Raw genomic sequence first — 26,119 nt, 5'->3', positions numbered from 1 at the left:
ATAATGCCCAAAGATAATTTTTTAATTGAAATAAAAAAGAATTTTTTAAATAAATTTATTGATTTTCAGTATCTTCCTCATCTTTGAAGTTGAAATTCAACTCATAATCCTTCAATTTTTTATTTCTATATCTGTGATAAATGAACACGGGCATCAAAATAAAAGCAAGAATTAAAACACCAATTCCAACCCATTTGTCACCTTCTGTGTTGCCGTTGTTTTTATGGAAGTAACCAAAAGAGATAAATCCCATTACAATTACGAGCAATATTCTGACAATGTATTTCATTTATTTTAAATCTAATTTTATAGATAATTCTTTCAATTGTGTATCATTAATTTTTGCAGGAGCATCAATCATTACATCTCTTCCTGAATTGTTTTTTGGGAAGGCAATAAAATCACGAATCGTTTCTTGTCCTCCTAAAATAGAAACTAATCTGTCTAATCCGAAAGCTAATCCTCCGTGAGGCGGTGCTCCATATTCGAAAGCGTTCATTAAAAACCCGAATTGTGCTTCAGCTTCTTCTGTGCTAAATCCTAATAAATTAAACATTCTTGATTGCAATTCTCTGTCGTGAATACGAATAGAACCCCCTCCAATTTCGTTACCGTTTAAAACCATATCGTAAGCGTTTGCTCTTACCTTTCCTGGTTCTGTATCAATTAACTTAATATCTTCTGGTTTTGGAGAAGTAAATGGATGGTGCATAGCGTGATAACGAGCGCTTTCTTCGTCCCATTCTAATAAAGGAAAATCTACAACCCAAAGAGGAGCGAACTCGTCTGATTTACGCAAACCTAATCTTGTAGCCACTTCCATACGAAGGGCTGATAATTGAGAACGCGTTTTGTCTGCAGGTCCAGAAAGGATTAAAATTAAATCTCCAGCTTTTGCATTTGTTGCTTCTGCCCATTTTTTCAAATCTTCTTGGTCATAGAATTTATCTACTGATGATTTGAAAGTTCCGTCAGCTTCACATTTAACGTAAACCATTCCTGATGCACCAATTTGTGGACGTTTAACCCAATCAATTAAAGCATCAATTTCTTTTCTTGTGTAACTTGCACAGCCTGGAGCAGCAATTCCAACTACTAATTCGGCTGAATTAAAAACTCCGAAGTCTTTATGTTTTGCTACTTCATTTAACTCTCCAAATTTCATTTCAAAACGAATATCTGGTTTGTCATTCCCGTAGGTTTTCATAGCATAATCGTAGGTGATTCTTGGGAATTTTTCTACTTCAACACCTTTAATTTCTTTAAGTAAATGACGTGTTAAACCTTCGAACATATTTAAGATGTCTTCTTGTTCTACAAATGCCATTTCACAGTCAATTTGTGTAAATTCAGGTTGTCTGTCTGCACGCAAATCTTCATCACGGAAACATTTTACAATCTGAAAATACTTGTCCATTCCACCAACCATCAGCAATTGCTTGAAGGTTTGAGGGGATTGTGGTAAAGCATAAAATTGCCCTTCATTCATTCTACTTGGCACCACAAAATCACGTGCACCTTCTGGAGTTGACTTGATTAAGTAAGGAGTTTCTACATCACAAAAACCTTGGTCAGAAAGATATTTTCTAACTTCCATAGATACTTTATGACGAAATAATAAATTGTTTTTTACAGGATTTCTTCTAATGTCAAGGTAACGATACTTCATACGAATATCTTCACCACCATCGGTTTCATCTTCAATAGTAAAAGGAGGTAATTGAGCTTCGTTTAGAATGGTTAATTCAGTCACTAAAATTTCAATGTCACCAGTAGACATATTAGGATTTTTAGAAACACGTTCAATAACAGTTCCTTTTATTTGAATCACAAATTCTCTCCCTAATGATTTTGCTTTTTCAATAACCGATTTATCAGTTCTTTGTTCATCAAAGATTAATTGAGTAATTCCATAGCGGTCTCTTAAATCAACCCATATCATAAACCCTTTATCTCTAGATTTTTGCACCCAACCAGCAAGTGTAACTTCTTTATTGATGTGTGAAGAATTTAACTCTCCACAATTGTGACTTCTATACATTGAAAATTTATTTTTATTTCTTATAAATGAGACCTATTAGTCTCGTTTGCAAAAGTAATATAAAATTCAATTTTTGAAGTATTAAAACATTTTAAAAAGCTGTGTTTTAACTTTTTTTTGATTTTTTTTAAAATAAAAAATTTAACTTTACGTAAATTATTAAATCAACATGAGAAAATTAACGTATTTATTGTTGCTTTCGGTTTTTGTATCGTTTGCACAAACCGAGAAAAAGAGTGCTGTAAAGTTTTCAGCAAAAATTGAAAATAGAAATAGTGATACCTTAACTATTTATGGTCCTAATAGATTTAAGCAAGTAATTCCCGTAAATAGCAAAGGTGTTTTTGAAGCTGCTTTTGAAACAGCAGATGGAATTCATCAATTCACAGATGGAGTTGAATCATCTTTAATGTATTTAAAAAATGGTGATAACTTATCGATGACTATGAACACTAAGGAGTTTGACGAAACAATTGTTTATAAAGGACAAGGAGCAGAAGAAAATAATTTTATGGTTCAAAAAGCTTTAAAAGATGAGCAATTTGAGTTAACCGCTTTTGACAAAGAAAGTGAAGAATTTAACAAAATGCTTGAAGCTAAAAAGAAAGCGGATTTTGAATCTTTAGAAAAAGGCAAACTTGATGAAACTTTTAAAGCAACTGTTAAGAAAATGATGACTCAGCAATTTTCTGGAATTCAAAGAATGTATGCTGAAAATTTGCAAATAAAGAAACTTAATGGAAACCCTTCTCCATCTTTTGCTTATGAAAACCATAAAGGTGGTGTTACTAAATTGGAAGATTTAAAAGGTAAATATGTTTATGTTGATGTTTGGGCAACTTGGTGTGCACCTTGTAGAGCAGAAATTCCATTCTTAAAAAAGATAGAAGAAAAATATCATGGAAAAAACATCGAGTTTGTAAGTATTTCAATTGACAAGCTTAAAGACAAAGACAAATGGAGAGCCATGGTTGATGATAAAGAGTTAGGTGGTATTCAGTTGTTTGCTGATAATGATTGGAATTCTCAATTTGTAAAAGATTATGGTATCAATGGAATTCCAAGATTTATCTTAATTGGACCTGATGGAAATGTTGTGAATGCAAATGCTGATAGACCTTCTTCGGCTGATTTAGATAGAGTTTTAAGCGAATTAGTAAAATAGTTTTTCCAAAATATGTAAAAAAAACCAGCAGATCTCTGTTGGTTTTTTTATACTCACATTTCCAATGTTATCAAATTGTTAACTAAATGTTTTTTTATTGTAAATTAATTTTGTATATTTGATTTATAATATTAACCTATTAATTAGAAAGAAGATGAAAAAAGTAGTAATTATGGTAGCATTATTGATTTCTAGTGTATTTTATGCGCAAGAAATTGAGCCAAAATTTGAAGTAGTAGGAAACGAAGTTAAAGCAACATATTTTCATGATAACGGTCAAGTTAAGCAAGAAGGAAACTATTTAAATGGTAAATTGCAGGGTAAATGGGTTTCTTACAATGAAAATGGAAATAAAGTAGCTATTGGAGAATATAATAATGGAGTTAAAGTTGGAAAATGGTTCTTTTGGACTGAAGATACTTTAAATGAAGTTGATTATTCTGACAATAGAGTTGCTGATGTTCGCAAATGGTCTAAAGAAGTTTTAGTAAAAAATTAATTCTATTTTAAACTATAAAAAAAGTCCCAATTTTTTTAATCGGGACTTTTTTGTTTTTATAAAGTATGTTTCGGGTTAAAACCGTCTTCACTTAATTCTGTGTGAACATAATCGGCAACCATTTCTGCTTCATAATCTGTTTTTTCTCCTTTAGAGAATTTAGCGATTATTTTTTCCATGATTTCATAGATTACAGGAACCACAATTAAAGTTAAGAATAAAGATGAAATTAATCCACCAATAATTACCCAAGCCAAACCGTTTTTCCATTCTGCTCCAGCACCAGAAGCTAATGCAATTGGGAACATACCAAATACCATTGCAATCGTAGTCATTAAAATTGGACGTAACCTTGCGTGATTCGCTTGAATTAGTGCAGTTCTGATACTTTCTCCAGCTTTACGTCTTTGATTAGTATAATCAACCAACATAATTGCATTTTTACACACCAGACCAATTAGCATGATGATACCTAATATGGTGAAAATATTCAACGTATTATTTGTTAAAGCTAAAGCTAACATTGCTCCAATAAACGAAAGCGGAATCGCAAACAATACTACAAATGGATGCACAAAACTGTCGTATAACGAAACCATTACAAGGTAAACCAAGATAATAGCCGCTAATAATGCAATTCCAAGTGTTCCAAAACCTTCCGATTGGTTTTCCATATCACCACCCCAAATGTAATCTACACCGGTTGGTTTTTCTAATTTATCAATTTTCTCTTGCCATTGTGATACAATAGTTCCCGAAGCAACTCCCACATTTTGACCTTTTACAGTTACCGATGCTGATTTGTCTCTTCTTTCTAATTCACTTGGACCAGAACTTTCAGAAACGGTTGCAAATTGGATTAATTTAATTTGTTCGCCTCTATCATTGATGAAGATTAAGTTACTTACATCGGCAATACTATTTCTGTCGAATGCATTATATTTAATGTTGATGTCGTATTCGTATTCACCGGCTCTAAATTTACCATCAGTATTTCCACTAAATGCAGTTTGCATGGTCATACCTACAGTTTGTAAACTCAATCCTAAAGCAGCCATTTTATCTCTGTCAACCTGAACGTTTACTTCTGGATTTCCGTCTTCTACAGATAATTCAATTTCTGTAGCTCCAGGAATCGTGCGTAATTCTTTTTCAGCAGCTTTTGCAAATGCCATAGCTGTTTCTACATTCGGACCTGTAACGATTAAACCTAAAGTTGCATCTTCAGCAGTTCCTAAAATACCTACTGGAACCGTTTTAACTTTTGCTCCAACTAAGATTTTCTCTAATTTACGTTTTGTTTTCGCTGCATAAACGTTTGCTGGTTCATCACGTTTGTCTAAACCAACCATTTTTACGTTAATCTCCGATTTATAAGCAGTTGCTTGAGATGCTCCAAGTCCTTCACTAGTTTGACCAATAGTTGTAATTTGACTGTGAACATATTCTTCTTTTTTCAAGAAAGCTTCTGCTTTTTGTGTCATAAAGTTGGTTTGTTCTAACGAAGCGTCTTTTGGCATTTCAATTTGAACTAAAAACTCACCACTATCAGATGCTGCGAAGAATTCTCCTCCAATAAATCCACCACCCATTAATCCGATGGTTGAACCAAAGAACAATACTAAAACAACCGCGATAGTTTTAATATAATGGTCTAAACACCAAGTTAACAATCCTGAAACCCAGTCAGTAAAACGAGTTAAATAGCTTTCAAATCCAAGGATAATTCTTCCAAAAAAGGTTTTACCCGTAATGTGTTCTAATTTTCCATATCTTGATGATAACCAAGGAATAATAGTAAACGAAGCCACTAACGACAATAAAGTCGAAATAATAACCGTTACACAGAATTGCGTAATAATGTTTGAAACTAAGCCTGTACTCATTGCAATTGGTAAAAATACTACCACAATTACTAAGGTAATCGATACAACGGTTCCTCCAATTTCGGCAGTTCCATCATAAGCAGCACGAACTTTGTTTTTACCCATTTCCATGTGGCGGTAAATGTTTTCCAATACCACAATCGCGTCATCCACCAAGATACCAACAACTAAAGATAATCCTAATAAACTCATTAAGTTTAAGGTATATCCCATTAAGTAGATTCCAATGAAAGTTGCAATTAACGAAGCAGGAATCGAAACCATTACAATTAACGAGTTTCTAACACTGTGTAAGAAAAACAACATTACTAAAGCTACTAATATAACGGCAATAAGTAAATCGTGAACCACCGCATCTGCTGCTTCTAGTGTGAAAATAGTACTGTCTTTTGCAATTTCTAATTGTAAACCTTTCGATTTATAATCGTTTTCTAATTTGTTGATGGTTTTTACCAATTCTTCACTTACCGCAACAGCATTTGCATCGGATTGTTTTACAATTTGCAAAAGAATAGCGCTTTTTTGATCTACGCGAGCAACTTTTTCAGCAATTTTTTGCGTGTCTTGAACATCGGCAATATCACCTAAGCGAACTTGAATTCCGTTTTTAGAGGATACGATTAAGTTTCTTAATTCTTCAACATTTTTATATTTTCCAGCTAAACGAATTAATATTTTTTGCTCACGCGTTTGAATGTTTCCTGTAGGGAAATCCAAATTTGATGATAAAATATTTTGTTGCACTTGCGGAATCGAAAGTCCGTAACCTTGCATTTTTACAGCATCAAGATTTACTTGAATTTCTCTCTCTTGTCCACCAATAATGTTTACTTGTGCAACACCTTGAACACGAGATAAAATTGGAGCTAATTTTTTGTCAATTAAGTCGTAAAAAGCAACTTCGTCCATTTTTCCGTTGGCACCAATAGTCATAATTGGTAAATCACTCAATGAAAATTTGGTTAACGAAGGTGTTTCGGCATCATCTGGTAAATCACTAATGATGGCGTTAATTTTACGTTGCGCATCGTTCATCGAAATGTTTACATCTGCATTTGAAGTTAATGTGATGGATACGGTTGATAAACTTTCGTACGATTTTGCATCAATTTTTTTGATGTTTTCTAATGAAGCTACGGCATCTTCAATTTTCTTGGTTACCGTATTTTCAATTTCACTTGGCGATGCACCAGGATAAATTGTAGCAATTGTGATTACGTTAGTTTCAAATTTAGGAATCAATTCGTAGCCTAAATTGCTATAACTGAACAGTCCACCAAGTGTTAGAATTGTAAACAATACAATTACTAACGATGGACGTTTTATCGATATTTCTGCTAATTTCATATATTTATTTGTTTTATGCTTTAAGCTATATGCTATAAGCTGTTGTATTCAATATTTTAGTATTACAATAAGCTTATTGCTTTTAGCTTACAGCTTATTGCTACTTAATAACTTCAACAGCGTTTCCGTCTTGTAAGTTGATTTGTCCAGTTACAATTACAATTTCTCCGTTAGATAATCCGTCTAAGATTTCTACTTTGTCACCTAAAATTCTACCTGCTGTTACTTTTTTAAGTTTCGCAGTTCCGTTTTCAATTACAAAAATTTCGTTGCTGCTAACACTTCCAACAAATGCATTTCTTGGTACAATTTTCAAAGTTTGTTTTTGTTGGTTCGAAGCAAATTTTGCTGTTCCATACATACCCGCTTTTAAGTCGTTTGAAGTGTTGTTTGTGATTTCAATTTCAACTGGAAAGTTTAAACTTGCATCTGCTTTTGGAGCAATGAAAGTAATTTTTCCAGTAAATTCTTTATCTGGATACACATTTGAACCTACTTTAATTACGCTTCCTACTTTTAAGCTTGCTACTTGACTTTCGTTAACCGTAACTTTTAATTTTAATTTAGATACGTTTACAATTTCGAACAATTCTGTAGGAGGCATTCCAGATAAAATAGATCCTGGTTCAATGAATTTTTTATTGATAAAACCACTAATTGGAGCTTTAATTCTAGTATCACCTACATTGATGTTAGCTTGCGTTAAATTTGCTTTTGCATTTACCATTGCTAATCTTGCTTGGTCTAATTGTTGTTTCGTTACACCACCTGTTTTAAAAGCATTTTCAAATCTTGTGTAATCTGCAACAGCGTTTTGATATACCGCATTTGCGTTTTGTGCATTTACGTTAATAACATCGCTTCTTACAATAGCAAGTGTTTGTCCAGCTTTTACATAGTCACCTTCTTTAACTAAAACTTGAGTTACTTTTCCAGATTTTTCAGCAGAAAATTTTAACTCTTGAATTGGTTCAAAATTTCCGTTTGATACGAAATCTAATGAAACTTCTTCTGTTTTTACCGTATCAACTTTTACAGAAACCGATGCGTTTTTTTCAGCTACGATTGCTGTTTTAGCTTCGTTTTCTGCTTTGTTTTTAGTTAATATAAATCCGATTACACCTAATGAGGCTAAAATGATTACTATAGTTATAATTGTCTTTTTCATTTTAATTATTTATTGGTTAGTGTTTTAAGTTCGCCTTTTGATTTTATGAATTGAATTTCTGCTAATTTGTATTCTAAAATAGCACTGGTATAATTGTTTTGTGCTTCAACCAATGCGTTTTCAGCGTCTAATAAATCGGTTAATGCAGCTAATCCTTGTGTGTAATTGTTATTGGTATTATCAAAAACTTCTTGAGCAAGTTGCGCGTTCTCTTTTTGATTGTTGATGGTTATCAAACTGTTTTCAAGTTGTTTTTTTGCATTATCAAATGCTAAATCCAACGCTAATTTTGTGTCATCAAGATCTACTTTTATCGAACTTAATGCGTTGTTTGCTTGTCTTACTTTTGCTCTTGTTCCAAATCCTGTAAATAATGGAACTCTTAAACTCAAACCTATAGAAGCAAAGTCTGACCAATAAACGCCATCAGCTGGTTTTGCAAATAATGGCATTTCTGGACCTTGACCAATATAGTTATAACTTCCGCTTAATGAAAGTGTTGGATAATAAGCCGCTTGAGCTGCCTTTTTTTGGTACGTTAATAATTGTTCTTGTTTTTTAAGTAACAAATATTCGGTTCTTCCAGTAACATCAGCTGTTGATGATAAGTCTTGTGGTGTAACTTCAAAAGCAGTATTAGGAATGATAATTTTGTTTTCCATTGGCATTCCCATATAAAATTTCAATGCATTCTCTTGAAGCGAAATCGCATTTAAAATTTGCTGACGAAGTGAATTGATATTGTTCACACGAACCGTAATTCTATCGTAATCAATTTTTTTAGCCAAACCATTATCAAATTGACCTTTGATGATGTCTTTTACTTTGTTTGTGTTTTTCAAGTTATTATCAACCACAATAAGTTTTTGTTGTTGCACATATACTTGATAATACGCATTTGCAACACGTTCGATAACTTGTTCTTCAGTTAATTGAGCGTTTATTTGGTAAAATTCTCTGGTAGATTTAGCCGCTTTTAAACCTGTAAAAACCGATTGGTCAAACAAAGCTTGATTTAAAGAAACTCCTGCTATCGAGTTCCATTCTTGTCCAAGTGGAGCTAAAATTGTAGTTCCTGGTGCTCCAAAAAAATCGCCAGGTAAAGCATTTAATTGAAGAATAGGATTGTATGTCATGCTTCCATTAGCCGAAATTTGAGGTAAAGCTCTCGAACGAACTTCTTGAATTTTATACTCGCTATTTTCTACTTCTAATTTAGCTTTCTTAGCTTCTGCTTTGTTTTCAAGCGCAAAAGTGATGGCATCTTTTAATGTTAGTGGAGCTACTTCTTGCGCACTTATCGACAGTGTAAAAGTTAATAATGTTATAAGAATTGTTTTCTTCATTGTTTATATAATTGGATTTTTAAGGTGTTTTTCTAATTCAATGATTCCAGTTAATGTTGCCATAGCTCTAGTGTGATATTCTAAAGCTTTTACTTCTAATTCATGGACATCTTTTTCTAACATTGTATTTTCATTTATATTAAAAATTAGACTGTAATAAAATTTCACATAATTGTCTACGTCCAAATTTTCTCTGTACAAACCTTCGTTAATACCTTTAATAATGTTTTGTTTAAAACAAGTTTCGCAAACATCAATTTGAGTGCTCAATGCTTTTTCATAAACTTTTGGATAGTGTTTTTTTAGTTGATAAATAGGCGAAGATTCTGCTGAACGAAACATTTCTCTAAACATTCTTTTAATTTCAAAGTTTTCCTCAATTGCGTTAAAATTTTCAGATATAATTTTGTCTATCGTTTCACGAATTTCTTTGTGAACCAATTCAACACTTTTTACAATTAAAACATCTTTATTGCTGAAATACTTGTAAATCGTTTTTTTTGAAATACCCATTTCCGAAGCAATATCGTCCATTGTTACACTCTTAAAACCAAGTTTAAGGAACATTTCTGTTGCTTTATTTAAAATTTGGTCTTTCATCATTTATTAATTATAGAATTCAAAATTTCCTTCAATATTTATTTGTTTTCCAATGGCTTTCCCGTTGATTCTTACTTTTTCATTTAACCCTAAGCTAAAATCACTTTTGTTTATTTCACCAATTAATTCAAAAACGACTTTAGATTTTTCATTCTTCTCTTTTATTATTTTAGTGTAAGCTTCAAGCTCAATAACCTTTGTGATGTTATTGATAGTTAGATGTCCTTTAATGAAATTAATATTTGGATTGATTTTTTGAAAAGAAAGCGATTTAAAACTTATTATGTTTTCGTTGGAAATAGCAATGTTGTTTATAATAATACCATTCTTTTTAATTTCATTTTCTTTAGAAATTTCAAGTTCAAATTCTAATGAAACATTTTCAATAGTATTATTTTTTACAATAACATAACCACTAGATTTTTTTACTCTATTCTTAAGATAAGAAGTGATTTTTTTTCTCACTTTAATAAGAAAATCCGATTCGGTATGATTTAATTGCAAACTTAAAGCATTCATGGTATTGAAATTTTATGGCGCAAATCTACAACGGAAACTTTGAATACAAAAAAAGTTTCCAAAGTTTTTAACAAAATTTAACATTTTGGAAACATTCAGATTATTGATTCATTTGTTAAGCGGTTATTAGCTATAAATATTTTACTTTTGTGAAGTTTTATAATTCTAATCCCAAAAGATGCATTCCATTTCAGAATATCAAGAAGTTATTTCTAATCATTTTAATTCATTAGTTGTAGCAAAAAAGCCAAAAAATCTATACGAACCAATTCAGTACATTTTGAGTTTAGGTGGAAAACGAATGCGTCCAGTTTTGACATTAATGACTGCTGAGATTTTTGATTGTGATTATAAAAAAGCGTTGCAAGCAGCTACAGCTGTTGAGGTTTTTCATAATTTTTCTTTGATTCATGATGATATCATGGATGATGCTCCACTACGAAGAGGAAAAGTTACAGTTCACGAAAAATGGAATATAAATACCGGAATTCTTTCTGGTGATGCAATGCTAATTCTAGCATATCAGTATTTCGAAGACTATGAACCGAATATTTTTAGAGATTTAGCCAAATTATTTAGCAAAACCGCTTTAGAAGTTTGTGAAGGACAACAATACGACGTAGATTTTGAAACGCGTGATGATGTTACGATTCCAGAATATCTAAAAATGATAGAGTATAAAACAGCAGTTTTAGTTGGAGCCGCAATGAAGATGGGTGCAATTGTAGCAGAAGCTTCAAAAGAAAACGCAGATTTAATTTATGATTTTGGATTGAATTTAGGAATTGCTTTTCAGTTACAAGATGATTATTTAGACGCTTTTGGAAATCCAGAAACTTTTGGTAAACAAATTGGAGGTGATATTATTGAAAATAAAAAGACATATCTATATCTAAAAGCATTGGAGTATGGAAATAAAGAGGATAAAGATCAATTGATGCATTTGTTTTCAATTCAGCCCAAGGATAATACAGATAAAATTGAAACTGTAAAATCGATTTTCAACGAATCAGGAGCAAGCAAAACCACACAAGAAGCTATAAAAGAATATACTCAAAAAGCCTTCGAAACTCTGCAAAAAATGGAAATTTCTGAAGAAAAAAAACAACTTTTATATGCTTTTGGAGAAAAACTAATGAATCGAAACGTTTAAAATAAATACCAGTTTTAAAACTCCAAATTCCAATAATTCTGAATTTGGAATTTGGAATTATTTTTTTGGAATTTTATGTACACACAACCTGTTAATATCGAATCTCTAATTTCTCTAGCAGAAGAAGAACATTTGTATTTTAAATTGATTGAGCAAACCAATAAAGATTTTGCTTTAGCTAATGAAGCCATTGCTATTCCTTTGGATATTTTTCCATTTCAATTTAAAGATTTAGTACATGAAAAAGTATTGAAATTAATTCAATTTAAGTTCGCAGAATACCTAAATCTACTATATATAATTGATGTTTCTGAAACCGAAATTAAAAAATTAGACGGTTCAGATTTAGTAGAATTAGCCGAGCAAGTTTCTTTTTTAATCTTAAAAAGAGAATGGCAAAAAGTTTGGTTTAGGAATAAATACTAAAAATAAACCCTTACAAAAGGCATAAAAGCTGTGGTATAAATGTTATTGTTGTCATTATGCAAAACATTATAACGAACTCCAATTGTCGCATTATTTGTTTTATAACCAGCTCCTAAAAACAAAGCTGTATTCCAAAAGTTATCTGAAGTCAAGCTAGAGTTATCGAAATCAGTATTGACTCTCAATTCTTCTAATTCAGCAGATAATTGTATTTCTTGAATAGGGTTAACTAATCCAATTATACTTCCTCCATATAAATGAGAAGTATAAAAATCTTTTTGTCTGATATAACTGTATTGAATCCCAACACCTAAAGCTACTTTTTCATTGAAATTATAAATGGCACTTGGTGCAACAGAAATATTAGTTGAATTATTTCCAAAGCCTAATCCAAGTCCACCACCAAATTGTACTTTGTTCCAAAAATTATTTTTTGGGTTTGAATCCTGACTAAAAGCAAACTGAAAAATTACCAAAGCTATTAAAGCAATATGTTTTTTTAAAGAATTAATTTTCATTTCTTTAATTTTTAGAGGTTAATTTTTATAAAAATGTAAAATATTTAGAAATTTCGGGAATCTATGAGAAATTTTCAAAATAATTCATAAATGTATCCAAAAATAAGTAAAATATATTTGCAATTATTGTACTTTTGTGCAATTATTTAACCAAAATGTCTTTTTAGACCACAATATGGATAGGTTTTCCTTTTTAAACGCTGCACATACTGCATTTTTCGCAGATTTATACGAACAATATTTAGAAAATCCAGATGGTGTTGAACCAAGTTGGAGAAGTTTTTTTCAAGGATTTGACTTTGGTCAATCTAATTTTGGATCACAAGATGTGGCTCAACAAATTACAGATGGTAACTTTTCATGTGACCATGTAGCTGAAAAAACACAAAAAGAATTCAACGTACTTCGCTTAATTGATGGCTACAGAACTCGCGGTCATTTATTTACAAAAACAAACCCAGTAAGAGATAGAAGAACATACACACCAACTTTAGCATTAGAAAATTTTGATTTGTCAGAAGCAGATTTAAACACTGTTTTTGATGCAGCAAAGATTGTTAATATGCCACCAAGTACGTTGACTGATATATTAAAACACTTAGAAAAAGTGTATTGTCAATCAATTGGTGTTGAATACATGTATATTCGTGATCCAAAAAAATTAAGTTGGGTTAAAAATAGATTAGATATAAATGATAACCAACCTAATTTCAATCCAGAACAAAAGAAAAATATACTTGGAAAACTAAATGAAGCAGTTTCATTTGAAACTTTTTTACATGCAAAATATGTTGGACAAAAACGTTTTTCATTAGAAGGTTGTGAATCTGCAATTCCAGCTTTAGATGCTTTGATTGAAGCTGCTGCTGAAAAAGGAGTAGAGCAATTTGTAATGGGAATGGCACATAGAGGTCGTTTAAATGTTTTAGCAAATATTTTTGGAAAAAACACTCAAAACATCTTCTCAGAATTTGACGGAAAAGATTATGATGATGATTTAACTTTTGATGGTGATGTTAAATATCACTTAGGATTAACTTCAGATAGAAGCACAAATTCAGGTAAAAAAATAAATCTAAACTTAGCACCTAACCCTTCTCACCTTGAAACAGTAGGAGCAGTTATAGAAGGAATAGCAAGAGCTAAACAAGATAGATTATATCCAAATGATGTTTCAAAAGTATTGCCAATCGCTGTTCATGGTGATGCTGCAATTGCTGGACAAGGAATTGTATATGAAATCATTCAAATGGCTAACTTAGATGGTTTTAAAACAGGTGGAACAATTCATTTAGTAATTAATAATCAAGTTGGATTTACAACTAACTATTTAGATGCTCGTTCATCAACATATTGTACAGATATTGCAAAAGTAACATTATCTCCAGTACTTCACGTAAATGCTGATGATGCAGAAGCTGTAGTTCATGCCATGTTGTTTGCATTAGATTATAGAATGGAATTTGGTGCAGATGTGTTTATCGATTTATTAGGATATAGAAAATACGGTCACAATGAAGGTGATGAGCCTAAATTTACGCAACCTATTTTATATAAAGCAATTGCGAAACATAAAAATTCTCGTGACATTTATGCCGAAAAATTAAGACAAGAAGGTATTATTGATGCTGGATATGTGAAAGAATTAGAAGCAAAATATAAAGCAAAATTAGATGAAAACTTAGAAGAATCTCGTAAAAAAGATTTAACAGTTATCACTCCATTTATGCAAAATGAATGGACTGGTTTTGAACAAGTTTCAGATGATGAAATGCTTAAAAAATATGACACATCTTTTGATAAAGCTAAATTAACAGAGATTGCTAAAACAATTTCAGAATTACCAGAAGACAAAAAATTCATTAGTAAAATCAAGAAAATTATCAACGATAGAAAGAATATGTATTTCGAATCGGATAATTTGGATTGGGCAATGGGAGAGCTATTAGCCTATGGTTCTTTAATAACTGAAGGTTATGATGTTCGTATTACTGGACAAGATGTAGAAAGAGGAACTTTTTCTCACCGACATGCAGTTGTAAAAGTAGAAGAATCAGAAGAAGAAGTTGTTTTACTTGACAAAGTCAAAGACAAAAAAGGAAATTTTTATATTTATAATTCACATCTTTCAGAATATGGTGTTGTTGGTTATGAGTATGGTTATGCATTGGCTTCACCAAAAACATTAACAATTTGGGAAGCACAATTTGGAGATTTCTCTAACGGTGCACAAATCATGATTGATCAATACATTTCTGCTGGTGAAGACAAATGGAACAATCAAAATGGATTAGTAATGTTATTGCCTCATGGATATGAAAATCAAGGAGCAGAACATTCATCTGCTCGTATGGAACGTTATTTACAAATGTGTGCTAAACATAATATGTATATTGCAGATTGTACAACTCCAGCCAATTTCTTCCACTTGTTAAGAAGACAAATGCTAACAAATTTCCGTAAACCCTTAATTGTGTTTACACCAAAAAGTTTGTTGCGTCATCCATTAGCAGTTTCAAAAGCTGATGAAATGGCAAATGGTCAATTCCAAGAAATATTGGATGATCCAAATGTAAAAGATAAAAAAGTAATTAAATCATTGGTATTCTGTACAGGAAAAGTATATTATGATATCATTGAAAAAAGAGAAGAATTAGAAAGAAATGACGTTGCTGTAGTTCGCTTAGAACAGTTATTTCCATTAGCAATTGATCAGATTAAAGAAATTATTGCAAGTTATCCAAATGTAGATGACTATGTTTGGGCTCAAGAAGAACCTAAAAACATGGGAGCTTATAGTTTTATGTTAATGAATTTTGACTTAGTTAAACTTCGTTTAGCATCACCAAAAGCATATAGCGCACCAGCAGCAGGAAGTTATGAGCGTTCTAAAAAGCGTCAAAAGAATGCCATTGCCATGATTTTTGACAAAACATTATTTCAATAAAAACAACACAAATACAACCCTAAGCTTGTCTAAGGGAAAACTTTTAAACTAAAAGAATATGATTTTAGAAATGAAAGTCCCATCTCCGGGAGAATCGATTACAGAAGTAGAAATTGCAACTTGGTTAGTACAAGATGGCGATTACGTAGAAAAAGATCAAGCTATTGCTGAGGTTGACTCAGACAAAGCAACATTAGAATTGCCTGCAGAAGAAAGTGGAATTATTACACTAAAAGCTGAAGAAGGTGATGCAGTCGCTGTTGGAGCAGTAGTATGTTTAATTGATACAAGTGCAGCAAAACCAGCAGGTGATGCACCAGCTAAAACTGAAGCAAAAGTTGAAGAAAAAAAACCAGAAGCACCAAAAGCAGCTCCAGCAGCTGAGAAAACATATGCATCTCAAACTCCTTCTCCAGCAGCAAGAAAAATTTTAGAAGAAAAAAATATTCAACCTTCAGATATTGTTGGAACAGGAAAAGATGGAAGAATCACTAAAGACGATGCTGTAAATGCTGTACCTTCAATGGGAACTCCAACAGGTGGTTCTCGTAGTTCTGAAAGAACAAAATTATCAATGTTGCGTAGAAAAGTGGCTGAACGTTTAGTAGCTGCTAAAAACGAAACAGCGATGTTAACGACTTTTAACGAAGTTAACATGACACCAATTAATACTATTAGAAATCAATATAAAGACGAATTCAAAGCTAAGCACAATGGTGTTGGTTTAGGATATATGTCATTCTTTACTAAAGCAGTTACAAGAGCATTACAATTATATCCAGATGTGAACTCAATGATGGATGGTGATTATAAAGTAGCTTATGATTTTGCTGACATTTCTATCGCAGTTTCTGGACCAAAAGGTTTAATGGTTCCTGTTGTTCGTAATGCAGAATTATTAACTTTCCGTGGAGTTGAAGCAGAAATCAAAAGATTAGCTTTAAGAGCACGTGATGGACAAATTACAGTTGATGATATGACTGGAGGAACATTTACGATTACAAATGGTGGTGTTTTTGGAAGTATGTTATCTACACCGATTATCAATCCACCACAATCTGGAATTTTAGGAATGCACAACATTATTGAGCGTCCAATTGCAGTGGATGGAAAAGTTGAAATTCACCCAATGATGTACGTAGCTTTGTCTTACGATCACAGAATTATTGATGGTCGTGAGTCAGTTGGTTTCTTAGTAGCTATTAAAGAAGCTTTAGAAAATCCAGTAGAATTATTAATGGATAACAACCCTAAGAAAGCTTTAGAATTATAGAAAAACAAACCTGATAGGATTTCAAAACTTGTCAGGTTTAATATAAAGTTAAATTCCAAATTCTTAATTGAGTTTGGGATTTTGTTTTTTAGTACTTATTGCAATAACGATAGGAATGGCAGCTTTTGCAAAACTTTGATAAATGGTTTTGCAAAACTATAATGGATAGCGTGGTGCTTTAGCAATTGCCCAAAAATTATTTCAAATACAAATAATGATTGGCATAATCAATAATAGCTTTTCCTTCTAATAAAACATCAGCGCCAATAATTCCGTTTACAGGTTTGGTTTTATAACTTATCAAGGCTTCATTAACGTGACTCATATCAAAAACCACTAAATTCAAGGTTTCAGATTTCCATCTTCCCATTTGTAATTTGTTCTTTTTTGATAATTGTGTTAGCATTCCAGTTGCACCAGCACCAGCAGCTTTGGTTTCAGAGTTTTCGGCAAATAATTCAAACTTAATAATTTCATCAAAACCCACACAACTATTGCTTGCACCAGTATCTAAAATGAATGTTCCTTTAATGTCATTTATTTTGGCAGTAACCAATAAATGTTGGGTTTTTAAAACCTTAAATTTTATCTTTTTGTATTTTTTGCCTTTTAAAAAATCTTGAATTTCTTCCATAGCTCAAAAATAGTAGAATTATATAAAAACAACTAACTTTGTAATCATAAACTTTACAATCTGAAACTATAAATTTTGAAACTAATTTTAACTGATACACACACCCATTTATATTCTTCACAATTTAATGAAGACCGAAAAGAAGTTATTCAAAAAGCAATTGATGCTGGAGTTTCACGATTTTTTATTCCTTCAATTGATTCGAGTTACACTCAAAAAATGTATGATTTAGAAACTCAATTTCCTGAAAATATCTTTTTGATGATGGGTTTGCATCCTTGTTATGTAAAAGAAAATTATTTAGAAGAATTAGCTCATGTTGAAACAGAATTAGAAAAAAGAAAGTTCTATGCGATTGGAGAAATCGGAATTGATTTATTTTGGGACAAAACCACTTTGGATATTCAAAAACACGCTTTTAAATATCAAATTCAATTAGCAAAAAAATACAATTTAGGTATCAATATTCATTGTCGAGATGCTTTTGATGAGGTTTTTGAAGTTTTAGAGTCTGAAAAAGACGATAATTTATACGGAATTTTTCATTGCTTTACAGGAAACTTGGAACAAGCCCAGTTAGCCATTTCATTAGGAATGAAACTTGGAATTGGAGGAGTTGCTACTTTCAAAAACGGAAAGATTGACCAATTTCTGAATCAAATAGATTTAAAGCATATTGTTTTAGAAACCGATTCACCTTATTTAGCACCAGTACCTTACCGTGGTAAACGCAATGAAAGTAGTTATGCCTTATTAGTTGCTCAAAAATTAGCTGAAATATATAACGTTTCTGTTGAAGAAATTGCCAACATAACAACCGAAAATTCAAAAGCTATTTTTGGGATTTAACTTAAAATTACCTTTAAATTCATTATTTTTTTGTTCTTTTGTTTTCTTAAAAATAAAATTAATACATGTCAAAGTTTGATGCCATTCGATTTTTTTATGATGCTGAAGTAAATGCTGCTTTAAAATCTTCATTAAATCATCCCATGATGAAGGCATTGATGAATTTTACTTTTCCAGATGTTGATGATGAGGTTTGGAAAGCAAAATTAACTGAAACACATTCAATCAGAGATTTTCAATGTAATTTTATCTATAAGTCAGTTCAAAAAGTTTTAGAAAAAAGTTCTGATGGATTAACAACTTCGGGTTTTGAGAAATTAGAACCAAACACTTCGTATCTTTTTATTTCCAACCATAGAGATATAATTTTAGATACTTCATTGTTAAATGTTGCTTTATTTGATCACGGTTTAGTCATGACAGCTTCAGCCATTGGAGATAATTTAGTAAAAAAATCATTCTTACTAGCACTTTCTAAATTAAATAGAAATTTTGTGGTTCAAAGAGGACTTTCACCAAGAGAATTATTAGGAAGTTCTAAAAACATGTCAGAATTTATAGCTCAATTATTGTTGAAAGAAAATCGTTCGGTTTGGATTGCTCAACGTGAAGGAAGGACTAAAGATGGTAATGATGCTACTCATTCAGGAGTTTTAAAGATGCTATCAATGGGGGCAGAAGATAAAGATATCATGGAATATTTTAAGAAAATTAAAATTGTTCCTGTTTCGCTTTCTTATGAATATGATCCAACAGATGCTTTAAAAATGCCACAACTTTTAGCAGAAGCAAAAAAAGAAATATATATAAAGGAGAAAAACGAAGATTTTATCACCTTATTAAGCGGAATTATCGGACAAAAGAAAAGAATTCATATTCATGTTGGAGATGTTTTATCATCAGAAATTGATGAAATAGTATCTGTGGAGCAAAATCCTAATAAACAGATTCAATTACTAACTCAAAAAATTGATGACTCTATATTACAGTCTTATAAGTTATGGCCAACAAATTATATAGCTTATGATATGTTGAACAACACAAATCAATTTGAAAGTAAATATAGTATTGAAGAAAAACAATTGTTTCAAAGAAGATTAGAACTTCGTATTGATGAAAACTCAACTGTTTTAAGAGAAGGGTTTTTGGCTATGTATGCTAATCCTGTAGTAAATAAATTGAAATACAACAATGCCACAATCTAAACCAAAAATATTACTTATCTATACTGGTGGAACGATTGGTATGGTTAAAGATTATGATACAGGAGCTTTAAAAGCATTTGATTTTAAAAAATTGTTAAAGCGGATTCCAGAATTACACTTATTAGACTGCGAAATAGATACTGTTTCTTTTGCAAATCCAATTGATTCTTCTAATATTCAAATAGAAAATTGGCAAAATATTGCAACAACTATTGAAGAAAAATATGATGCTTTTGATGGTTTTGTTGTTTTACACGGTTCAGATACGATGTCATATAGTGCTTCTGCTCTAAGTTTTATGTTGGAAAATTTATCAAAACCTGTTGTTTTTACGGGTTCACAATTGCCAATTGGAGATTTAAGAACAGATGCCAAAGAAAATCTAATCACTGCAATTCAAATTGCTTCTCTACAAGAAAAAGGGAAGCCTGTTTTTAACGAAGTTTGCCTTTATTTTGAATATAAATTATATAGAGGCAATCGAACAACAAAAATAAGTGCCGAACATTTTAATGCATTTGCTTCACCAAACTTTCCTGAATTAGCAGAATCTGGTGTTCATCTTAAAGTGAATAGAGATTTATTGCTAAAAAATAAAGGGGCAAAAAAATTAAAAGTGAATACTTCATTTGATGATAATGTAGCCATTATAAAATTGTTTCCTGGTATTAATAAAAACGTTTTAGCATCAATTTTAAAGACACCAAATTTAAAAGGAATTATTTTGGAAACTTATGGTTCAGGAAATGCACCATCATCAGATTGGTTTATTTCTGAACTTACAAATGCAATAAAAAATAATATTTGCGTTATTAATGTTACGCAATGCAGTGGTGGAAGTGTAAATATGGGGCAATATGAAACTAGTACACAGTTGAAAAACATAGGAATAGTCTCAGGAAAAGACATAACTTCGGAGGCAGCAATTACAAAATTGATGTACTTATTAGGTCAAAAAGTCTCACCTAAAGTGTTCAAAACCATTTTTGAAACACCTTTAAGAGGTGAAATGATATAAAAATAACAAAGAAAATTTTTCCACGTGAGAATTTTTATGTTATTTAGCATCTTCAAATTCAGTTCTCCTCTGGAGAGGTGTCCGAGTGGTCGAAGGAGCATGCCTGGAAAGTATGTATACTCCAAAAGGGTATCGAGGGTTCGAATCCCTTCCTCTCCGCACAAACAATTTGTATTTTAATAAATATTTTATACTTTTAACCAAATTAACTAATTAAAATTAAGAACAAGAGCAATGAAAAGATTATTTTCTATTTTAGCAATCACAGGGATTATGGCTTTCGGAAGCGTACAAGCACAAGAAGCTACAGATTCTACAGCAGCAGCACAAACACAAGTTGAAGAAGTTGCAGCTCAAGCAGACGAAGCAAATGCAGTAGAGACTACAACTGCTGATGAAGATGCACCAGCTGCTGAAGCATCATTTACCCAAAAATTAAAGCAACGTTTCGTTGAAGGTGGGCCTGGATTTATGGGAATCGTATTATTATGTTTAATTTTAGGTTTAGCAATTGCTATTGAAAGAATTATATACTTAAATTTATCTACTACTAACACTAAAAAATTAGTTGCTGATGTAGAAGATGCATTAAAATCAGGTGGAGTTAACGCTGCTAAAGAAGTTTGTAGAAATACATCAGGACCAGTTGCTTCTATTTATTACCAAGGTTTAGACAGATATGAGCATGGAGTTGATTCTGCTGAAAAAGCTGTTGTAGCTTATGGTGGAGTTCAAATGGGACAATTAGAGAAAAACGTTTCTTGGATTTCTTTATTTATTGCATTAGCACCGATGTTAGGTTTCATGGGAACTGTAATTGGTATGATTGAAGCATTTGATAATATCGAGTCTGCTGGATCTATGGAGCCATCTTTAGTTGCTGGAGGTATTAAAGTTGCCTTATTAACAACTGTATTCGGTCTTATCGTAGCAATGATCTTACAAGTTTTCTATAACTACATCACTGCAAAAATTGATTCTATCGTTAACGACATGGAAGATGCTTCTATCATGTTAATCGATATGTTATCAGACTATAGAAAATAATAACTTAAAAAATATATAACTGTTATGAATTTACATAAAGTAACAAAAATAGCAGCTCTTATTATTGCAGTACTTAGTTTAGTGTTTTTAGCACTAGTTATGGCTAACGGAGATGGTAATAATGAAAGTTGGATTTCAGCCCTTATATATTTATCTTATGTAATCCTATTTGCATGTGTTGCAATAGTTTTAATTTATGTATTAAAGAATCTGTTTACGCACAAAGACACATTAAAAAGAACATTGATAACCCTTGGGATATTAGCAGGAGTGTTGGTTATTTCATATGTTATAGCTGATGGATCAGATGTTTATAATGTTAAAAAAGAATTATTGGTTTCAGGAAGTTCATCTAAATGGGTAAGTACAGGTCTAAACATGACTTACATTTTAGGAACAGTTGCTTTAGGATCTTTATTCTTCTTCATGTTTAAAAACGCAAAAAAATAATAATATGGCAAAGAAAAGAGGTGCACCACCAGAAGTAAATGCAGGCTCTATGGCAGATATTGCCTTCTTATTGCTTATCTTCTTCTTAGTTACAACAACTATCGGAGTGGATCAAGGAATTAATAGAAAATTGCCACCAATGCAAGAACAACCAGATCCACCAAATATCAATGAAAGAAATATATTAACAGTATTGGTTAATATGAATAATCAGTTGTTAGTTGAAGAACAATTAATGGATATTAAAGATCTTAGACAAGCTGCAATTGATTTTCTTGAAAATAACGGAAAAAATATTTGTAGCTACTGTGAAGGTTCAAAAGATCCTTTGTCATCAGATAGTCCATTAGATGCTGTGATTTCATTATCAAATGATTCTGAAACAACTTATGCAACTTATATAGCTGTTCAAAATGAACTTGTAGCCGCTTATAATATTTTAAGAAACAGAGAAAGTTTAAAAAAATATGGAGTTACATTTTCAGAATTAGAATACATATATAGTGATCCTGCATCAAAAGGAGAATATTCAGATGTAGAACTTGATAAGATTGGAGAGAAAGTGAAGTATATTCAAGAATTATTTCCACAGAGACTTTCGGAAGCAGAACCAAAACGTAACTAATAAATTTTAGAAAAATGTCTAAGTTTAACAAGAAAAAATCGGGCGATATGCCAGCAATTTCAACAGCATCTTTACCAGATATTGTATTTATGCTATTGTTTTTCTTTATGGTTGCTACTACTATGAAAGATAGTGATTTAATGATAGAGAATAAATTGCCTAAAGCTGATCAAACATCTAAATTGTTCAAAAAAGAATATGTAATGTATATTTATGCTGGTAAGCCAAGCGAAAGATATCAAAGTACTTATGGTAGTAATGCCAGAATTCAATTGAATGATAGATTATCTAATGCTAGTGAAATTCAAAGTTTTGTTACTTCAGAAAGAGCAGCAAGAAATTCAGATGCAGAACCTTATTTAACAGCTTCATTAAAAATTGATAAAGATGTTAAAATGGGATTGGTAACTGACATTAAACAAGAATTAAGAAAAGCGGAACAATTAAAAGTTAATTATACTACTACTCAAGGGAGCGTAACTACTAAATAATTAATTGCTTTAATAAAATGAAAAGGTGTCCATATGGATGCCTTTTTTTATTATTTTTATAAAAAAATTTAAAAGTGAAAAACTTACTATTGTCTTTTTTTATCTTTTCTACGGTTGTCGTTTTTTCTCAAGAAGAGCAAAAGACAACTATAGATTCTTTGTATAGAGAAGACCAAATGTATGCAACCTTGTCATTAAACCTTGTGCAGAATAGACCTGACGGTTTTAGTCAACATTCCTTATCTTCTGGAATTTCTGTTGGTTTTCTTCGCGATATGCCTTTTAACAAGAAAAGAACTTGGGCAATTGCTGCTGGTTTAGGTTATTCATATAATAATTTAAAGAATAATATAAAAGTAGATAATTCTTCATCAATTACAACTTATACAATTGATGATACATTTGATAAAAATAAATTGGTTTTACATCATTTAGATTTACCGATTGAGATTCGTTGGAGAAATTCAACATTTGAGAGTCATAAATTTTGGAGAATTTATGGAGGATTTAAAGTATCTTACTTATTCGCGGATAAATCTGTTTTTAAATCAGATACACAAGATATTACATTTAAAGGAAATAGTGATTTATCAAAAATTAAATATGCAACATATTTATCTGTTGGAAATAATACAGGAAATATTTACGTACAATATTCATTGACACCAATTTTTGAAGACGTTAAATTAAATAATAAGAAGTTAGAATTAAGCTCTTTTAATATTGGTTTTGTATTCTATATTTTATAAGTAAAATTGCCATAAAATTACTTGCGATAGAAATCCAATAAAAGAACCAGCAATAAGTTCGATAGTATTATGAGATTTCATAAAAAGTCTGGAAGAAGCAACATTCCCCAAAATAACAATCATCAAAGCAATTAACGGTAGTATTGAAGTGTTTAAGTATAGGCTTAGGCTTATTACAAACATTAGTAACGAACAAACTCCAATCATGTGCAAACTAACCTTAAAGTTTGCAAAAGTTAGAATAAAAGCCGTTAAAGAAGCAATTAGACCACCCAACATAAAAAAATAAAGTGCTGGTAATTCCTCAAGAAAGCCACTAAATTTTAGCAACAAAAATAAAAAAACAGCTTGTAATAATATAGGAAACTTTCTTTCATTTATGGTGGCTTCTGTAAATGATTTTATATGCCCTGTTGCTTTTAATAAGTAATAAATAGATAAAGGTAATAATATTGTCAAAATTATCACTTGAATTAATAATACGAGTGATAATGAATTAAAACCCAAATTAGAAAGCCAAATATAAAGTAGAACTCCATAAAAAGTAATAAATATGGGATGAAATATATATGAAAATAAGGGTAATGTTTTTTTTAAATCCATAACTGGAATTATATCTTCTTACGCAAACGTGCTACAGGAATATCTAATAGTTCTCTATATTTTGCAATAGTTCTACGAGCAATTGGATATCCTTTTTCTAATAAAATTTCAGCTAATTTATCATCAGGATAAGGTTTCTTTTTGTCTTCGTTTTCAATTACTTGTTGCAAGATGTTTTTAATTTCAATAGTAGATACTTCTTCACCTTGATCATTAGTCATCGATTCACTAAAGTAATCTTTTATTAATTTTGTTCCATAAGGTGTATCAACATATTTACTATTGGCAACACGAGAAACCGTTGAAATATCTAAACCAACCATATCTGCAATGTCTTTTAAAATCATTGGACGAAGTTTGGTTTCATCTCCATCTAAAAAGAATTCTTGTTGGTAATGCATAATGGCATTCATGGTAACATATAAAGTTTCGCTACGTTGTTTTATAGCATCAATAAACCATTTAGCTGAATCCAATTTTTGTTTGATAAACTGAACAGCATCTTTTTGAGAATTTGATTTTTCGCTGGTGTCTTTATAGGTTTTCAACATGTCTTGATAGTCTTTAGACACGTGAAGTTCAGGTGCATTTCTTCCGTTTAAGGTTAAATCTAGTTCACCATCAATAATTTTAATGGTAAAATCGGGAACAACATGTTCGGTCATTTTTAGATTTCCACCATAAGAGCCACCTGGTTTAGGGTTTAATCTTTCAATTTCATCAATAGCTTTTCGCAATTGGTCTTTAGAAACATCAAATTTTTGAAGTAATTTGTCATAATGTTTTTTCGAAAAAGCATCAAATTGATCTTCTATAATTTTAGTCGCTAAGTCAATAGATTCATTCGGAGTTTTATGTTTTAATTGAAGTAATAAACATTCTTGTAAATCACGAGCACCAACACCAGAAGGCTCTAATTCTTGAACCACTTGTAAAATACGTTCAACCGTTTTTTCATCTGTATAAATTCCTTGCGTAAAAGCCATGTCATCCACCATATCTTGAATACTTCTTCTGATGTAACCCATATCATCGATACTTCCCACTAGAAATTCAGCAATACTTCGTTCATCATCATTTAGGATAAACGTATTCAATTGGTTGATTAAATCTTGATGAAAACTTATTCCAGCAGCAATTGGTGTGCTTTTATCTTCGTCATCATCACTATAATTATTGGCCTGATATTTATAATCAGGAGTTTCATCATTGCTTAAATATTCATCAATATTGATATCTGTTTCAATTCTTTCGTTATCATCGTCATAATCATCAGATGCATCATTGAAATCATCATAATCTTCCACTTCATCTTTTCCACTTTCTAACGCTGGATTTTCCACTAATTCTTCTTCCAAACGCTGTTCAAAAGCTTGCGTAGGCAATTGAATTAACTTCATCAACTGTATTTGTTGTGGAGATAATTTTTGAGATAATTTGAATTGTAAACTGTGTTTAAGCATTTTTCTTCTTTTGGTTAAAAGGTTATGAGTTTAAAAGTTTAAAAGGGTTTGTACATATATAGCACATATATTTAAATCTATAAACTCATAACATTTT

General features: G+C 31.2%; 25 protein-coding genes and 1 tRNA gene. 15 read left to right on the top strand and 11 right to left on the bottom strand.

The genetic code is table 11. The features are described 5' to 3' along the window. Positions 1 to 55: 55 nt before the first annotated feature. Both AABJ49_RS02530 and aspS read right to left on the bottom strand, forming a co-directional pair. Complete coding sequence (locus tag AABJ49_RS02530) at positions 56 to 289, bottom strand: hypothetical protein (protein ID WP_338375853.1); 234 nt, start codon at positions 287 to 289, stop codon at positions 56 to 58. Continuing rightward, positions 290 to 2,041 (bottom strand): aspartate--tRNA ligase, encoded by a 1,752-nt coding sequence (gene aspS, locus AABJ49_RS02525; RefSeq protein WP_338375851.1) that lies wholly within the window; start codon positions 2,039 to 2,041, stop codon positions 290 to 292. It lies immediately after the preceding gene. Positions 2,042 to 2,210: 169 nt separating this feature from the next. On the opposite strand from aspS, the gene AABJ49_RS02520 reads away from it, so the two are divergent. Beyond that, positions 2,211 to 3,206, top strand: coding sequence for a TlpA disulfide reductase family protein (locus tag AABJ49_RS02520; protein ID WP_338375849.1), 996 nt, complete (start codon positions 2,211 to 2,213; stop codon positions 3,204 to 3,206). A 154-nt stretch (positions 3,207 to 3,360) separates the two neighbouring features. Further along, positions 3,361 to 3,705, top strand: coding sequence for a membrane-binding protein (locus AABJ49_RS02515; RefSeq protein WP_338375847.1), 345 nt, complete (start codon positions 3,361 to 3,363; stop codon positions 3,703 to 3,705). A 56-nt stretch (positions 3,706 to 3,761) separates the two neighbouring features. Here AABJ49_RS02515 and AABJ49_RS02510 read toward each other — a convergent pair whose 3' ends face one another. The 5 genes from AABJ49_RS02510 to AABJ49_RS02490 form a co-directional block, all read right to left on the bottom strand. Beyond that, positions 3,762 to 6,938, bottom strand: coding sequence for an efflux RND transporter permease subunit (locus tag AABJ49_RS02510; RefSeq protein ID WP_338375845.1), 3,177 nt, complete (start codon positions 6,936 to 6,938; stop codon positions 3,762 to 3,764). A 100-nt stretch (positions 6,939 to 7,038) separates the two neighbouring features. After that, positions 7,039 to 8,106: an efflux RND transporter periplasmic adaptor subunit gene (locus AABJ49_RS02505; protein WP_338375843.1), complete on the bottom strand. Its 1,068-nt coding sequence runs from the start codon at positions 8,104 to 8,106 to the stop codon at positions 7,039 to 7,041. A gap of 5 nt (positions 8,107 to 8,111) precedes the next feature. Next, positions 8,112 to 9,452: a TolC family protein gene (locus AABJ49_RS02500; RefSeq protein ID WP_338375841.1), complete on the bottom strand. Its 1,341-nt coding sequence runs from the start codon at positions 9,450 to 9,452 to the stop codon at positions 8,112 to 8,114. Positions 9,453 to 9,455: 3 nt separating this feature from the next. Continuing rightward, positions 9,456 to 10,055, bottom strand: coding sequence for a TetR/AcrR family transcriptional regulator (locus AABJ49_RS02495; protein WP_338375839.1), 600 nt, complete (start codon positions 10,053 to 10,055; stop codon positions 9,456 to 9,458). Between the two features lie 3 nt (positions 10,056 to 10,058). Next, on the bottom strand, positions 10,059 to 10,571 hold the full coding sequence (locus AABJ49_RS02490; RefSeq protein WP_338375838.1) for a YceI family protein: 513 nt from the start codon (positions 10,569 to 10,571) through the stop codon (positions 10,059 to 10,061). Between the two features lie 178 nt (positions 10,572 to 10,749). Here AABJ49_RS02490 and AABJ49_RS02485 point away from each other — a divergent pair, with 178 nt between their 5' ends. Both AABJ49_RS02485 and AABJ49_RS02480 read left to right on the top strand, forming a co-directional pair. Continuing rightward, complete coding sequence (locus AABJ49_RS02485; protein WP_338375836.1) at positions 10,750 to 11,724, top strand: polyprenyl synthetase family protein; 975 nt, start codon at positions 10,750 to 10,752, stop codon at positions 11,722 to 11,724. A 75-nt stretch (positions 11,725 to 11,799) separates the two neighbouring features. Beyond that, positions 11,800 to 12,150, top strand: coding sequence for a hypothetical protein (locus AABJ49_RS02480; protein ID WP_338375834.1), 351 nt, complete (start codon positions 11,800 to 11,802; stop codon positions 12,148 to 12,150). Here the strand turns inward: AABJ49_RS02480 and AABJ49_RS02475 are convergent. Beyond that, positions 12,147 to 12,668, bottom strand: coding sequence for a hypothetical protein (locus AABJ49_RS02475; protein WP_338375832.1), 522 nt, complete (start codon positions 12,666 to 12,668; stop codon positions 12,147 to 12,149). The genes AABJ49_RS02480 and AABJ49_RS02475 overlap by 4 nt on opposite strands. A gap of 175 nt (positions 12,669 to 12,843) precedes the next feature. Between AABJ49_RS02475 and AABJ49_RS02470 the strand changes: the two genes are divergently transcribed. Both AABJ49_RS02470 and odhB read left to right on the top strand, forming a co-directional pair. Next, positions 12,844 to 15,615 (top strand): 2-oxoglutarate dehydrogenase E1 component, encoded by a 2,772-nt coding sequence (locus AABJ49_RS02470; RefSeq protein WP_338375830.1) that lies wholly within the window; start codon positions 12,844 to 12,846, stop codon positions 15,613 to 15,615. A gap of 58 nt (positions 15,616 to 15,673) precedes the next feature. Beyond that, on the top strand, positions 15,674 to 16,888 hold the full coding sequence (odhB, locus tag AABJ49_RS02465; protein ID WP_338375828.1) for a 2-oxoglutarate dehydrogenase complex dihydrolipoyllysine-residue succinyltransferase: 1,215 nt from the start codon (positions 15,674 to 15,676) through the stop codon (positions 16,886 to 16,888). 196 nt (positions 16,889 to 17,084) lie between these two features. On the opposite strand, the gene AABJ49_RS02460 is transcribed toward odhB, so the two are convergent. Next, positions 17,085 to 17,522, bottom strand: coding sequence for a retropepsin-like aspartic protease (locus tag AABJ49_RS02460; protein ID WP_338375826.1), 438 nt, complete (start codon positions 17,520 to 17,522; stop codon positions 17,085 to 17,087). Between the two features lie 75 nt (positions 17,523 to 17,597). On the opposite strand from AABJ49_RS02460, the gene AABJ49_RS02455 reads away from it, so the two are divergent. The 9 genes from AABJ49_RS02455 (at position 17,598) to AABJ49_RS02415 (ending at position 23,956) form a co-directional block, all read left to right on the top strand. After that, positions 17,598 to 18,371, top strand: a complete 774-nt coding sequence (locus AABJ49_RS02455; protein WP_338375824.1) for a TatD family hydrolase — start codon at positions 17,598 to 17,600, stop codon at positions 18,369 to 18,371. Positions 18,372 to 18,436: 65 nt separating this feature from the next. Next, positions 18,437 to 19,576, top strand: a complete 1,140-nt coding sequence (locus tag AABJ49_RS02450) for a 1-acyl-sn-glycerol-3-phosphate acyltransferase (protein ID WP_338375822.1) — start codon at positions 18,437 to 18,439, stop codon at positions 19,574 to 19,576. Then, positions 19,563 to 20,594, top strand: coding sequence for an asparaginase (locus tag AABJ49_RS02445; protein ID WP_338375820.1), 1,032 nt, complete (start codon positions 19,563 to 19,565; stop codon positions 20,592 to 20,594). The genes AABJ49_RS02450 and AABJ49_RS02445 overlap by 14 nt, the downstream gene beginning before the upstream one ends. A 71-nt stretch (positions 20,595 to 20,665) precedes the next feature. After that, a tRNA-Ser gene (locus AABJ49_RS02440) sits at positions 20,666 to 20,753 on the top strand. Positions 20,754 to 20,828: 75 nt separating this feature from the next. Then, positions 20,829 to 21,641 (top strand): MotA/TolQ/ExbB proton channel family protein, encoded by an 813-nt coding sequence (locus AABJ49_RS02435; protein ID WP_338375818.1) that lies wholly within the window; start codon positions 20,829 to 20,831, stop codon positions 21,639 to 21,641. Between the two features lie 24 nt (positions 21,642 to 21,665). Next, positions 21,666 to 22,091, top strand: a complete 426-nt coding sequence (locus AABJ49_RS02430) for a hypothetical protein (RefSeq protein WP_338375816.1) — start codon at positions 21,666 to 21,668, stop codon at positions 22,089 to 22,091. Positions 22,092 to 22,095: 4 nt separating this feature from the next. After that, positions 22,096 to 22,716, top strand: a complete 621-nt coding sequence (locus tag AABJ49_RS02425; protein ID WP_338375814.1) for a biopolymer transporter ExbD — start codon at positions 22,096 to 22,098, stop codon at positions 22,714 to 22,716. A gap of 14 nt (positions 22,717 to 22,730) precedes the next feature. Further along, on the top strand, positions 22,731 to 23,207 hold the full coding sequence (locus AABJ49_RS02420) for a biopolymer transporter ExbD (RefSeq protein WP_338375812.1): 477 nt from the start codon (positions 22,731 to 22,733) through the stop codon (positions 23,205 to 23,207). A 74-nt stretch (positions 23,208 to 23,281) separates the two neighbouring features. Next, on the top strand, positions 23,282 to 23,956 hold the full coding sequence (locus AABJ49_RS02415) for a porin family protein (RefSeq protein ID WP_338375811.1): 675 nt from the start codon (positions 23,282 to 23,284) through the stop codon (positions 23,954 to 23,956). On the opposite strand, the gene AABJ49_RS02410 is transcribed toward AABJ49_RS02415, so the two are convergent. Together AABJ49_RS02410 and rpoN are read right to left on the bottom strand one after the other, a co-directional pair. Continuing rightward, positions 23,951 to 24,559 (bottom strand): hypothetical protein, encoded by a 609-nt coding sequence (locus AABJ49_RS02410; protein ID WP_338375807.1) that lies wholly within the window; start codon positions 24,557 to 24,559, stop codon positions 23,951 to 23,953. The two genes, AABJ49_RS02415 and AABJ49_RS02410, sit on opposite strands and share 6 nt — an antisense overlap. Before the next feature lie 8 nt (positions 24,560 to 24,567). After that, positions 24,568 to 26,022: an RNA polymerase factor sigma-54 gene (rpoN, locus tag AABJ49_RS02405; RefSeq protein ID WP_338375806.1), complete on the bottom strand. Its 1,455-nt coding sequence runs from the start codon at positions 26,020 to 26,022 to the stop codon at positions 24,568 to 24,570. Positions 26,023 to 26,119: the final 97 nt, after the last annotated feature.

Origin of the sequence: uncultured Flavobacterium sp. (assembly GCF_963922255.1) — a bacterium.
Taxonomy (GTDB): Bacteria; Bacteroidota; Bacteroidia; order Flavobacteriales; family Flavobacteriaceae; genus Flavobacterium.
This window is presented reverse-complemented; position numbering and strand designations above follow the sequence as displayed.